The organism is Streptomyces viridochromogenes, assembly GCF_001270495.1.
In the GTDB taxonomy this organism is placed as follows: Bacteria; Actinomycetota; Actinomycetes; order Streptomycetales; family Streptomycetaceae; genus Streptomyces; species Streptomyces viridochromogenes_A.
On record NZ_LGUR01000273.1, the window covers coordinates 1 to 1567 of the forward strand.

The 1567-nt window shown below is 70.4% G+C and carries 1 protein-coding gene and 1 tRNA gene; one reads left to right on the forward strand and one right to left on the reverse strand.

Going from position 1 to position 1567, the window contains the following annotated elements; translation table 11 throughout:
- Window positions 1-63: 63 nt before the first annotated feature.
- A tRNA-Lys gene (locus ADK36_RS45145) sits at window positions 64-137 on the reverse strand.
- Between the two features lie 184 nt (window positions 138-321).
- Between ADK36_RS45145 and ADK36_RS45150 the strand changes: the two genes are divergently transcribed.
- On the forward strand, window positions 322-1567 hold a 1246-nt coding region (locus ADK36_RS45150), incomplete at its 3' end, for a peptidoglycan-binding protein (protein WP_107086970.1).

Genomic DNA, 1567 nt, shown 5'->3' on the forward strand with positions numbered 1-1567 from the left:
GCGCCGGGGAGGGCCTGCGTCAAAAGCGAAGGCCCCCCGCGGTTGCGAGGGGCCTTCGTGTCGTGCGCCGCCAGGGACTCGAACCCCGGACCCGCTGATTAAGAGTCAGCTGCTCTAACCAACTGAGCTAGCGGCGCCTGCTGACGGCGTTAACTCTACATGACCTGCGGCGGTGCTCCGGACCACCGGCCGGGGGTGGCGGAGGGGGCCGGGGGTGCCGTAAACCATTCGGACCGTCAACATGCGCGTCCGGAAGACAGTTGAGAAACTGACGACGTGCACAGTCGCGGACATTTCCAGCTGGAGTGTGAGGGGAATCGCATGGAGACTCGGACTCCGGTATTCGAGGAATTCGATCCGGCGAGTGACTGCGACTGCCCGGGATGCGTTCACTGGAGACGCGTCCTGCCGCATTCCGAGACCGGCCGCCACCCGGCCGCCCACCGGGCGCTGATCCTCGCCGCAGCCGCCTCCGCGACCCTCGCCGTCGGCCACACGGCCCCGGCCCTCGCCGCCCCCCACGCCCCCGACCGGCCAAGCGTTCCCGCAGGTGACGAGCCCAGCACACCCCAAGGCGGCAAGGCCCCGCTGCACGGCCCGGGCGGGCGGCCGAACCAGCTGTCCGGCCCGGTCAAGCCGCCCGCGACCACGCGCGCGGAGATCATCAAACGGGCCAAGAAATGGGTCGCCGCGAAGGTGCCGTACAGCATGTACAGGTACTGGTCGGACGGATACCGGCAGGACTGCTCGGGCTTCGTCTCGATGGCCTGGAACCTGCCCGGAAACGAATGGACGGGGAGCCTGGGCCAGTACGGAGTACGCATCGCCAAAGCGGATCTGCAACCCGGCGACATTCTGCTGTTCCATAATCCGGCGGACCCGCAGAAAGGCTCGCACGTCGTCGTTTTCGGCGGCTGGACCGACCATACGCACACCTACTACGTCGCCTACGAGTCGGCACCCCCGCACGCCCGCCGACAGGCCACCCCGTACGCCTACTGGAGCCACTCCGACCGGTATCTCGCCTACCGCTACAAGGGGCTCTCGGGCGGCGCCGCGGGTACGAAACCGGACACGAAGAAGCCAGGCGCAGAGAAGCCGGCCACGGAGAAGCCGGAGAACGGGAAGACTGAAACCGGCACGCCTGGTGCCGGGAAACCGGGCCCCGCCGAACCGGAAGGCTCGGACAGTGGCACGGCGTATCCGGGACGGGCGTATTTCGGGCCCGGAGCCAACAACAAGTACGTCACCCGGCTGGGCCGCATGCTCGTCGAGCGCGGTGCCGGCCGGTTCTACACCTCCGGCCCGGGCCCGCGCTGGACGGACGCGGACCGCAAAGCCACGCGGGCCTTCCAGGAGGCGCAGGGCTGGCGGGGCCAGGACGCGGACGGGCTGCCGGGGGCGCAGACATGGGCGCTGCTGGTGACGGGCAAGGGGAAGGACATCGAGAGCGCTGGTTCGGGCGCAAGCACCACCCCGGCCGACCCCGTCACCCCGGCCGGCCCCGTCACCCCGGCCGGCCCCGTCACCCCGGCCGGCCCCGTCACCCCGGCCGGCCCCGTCACCC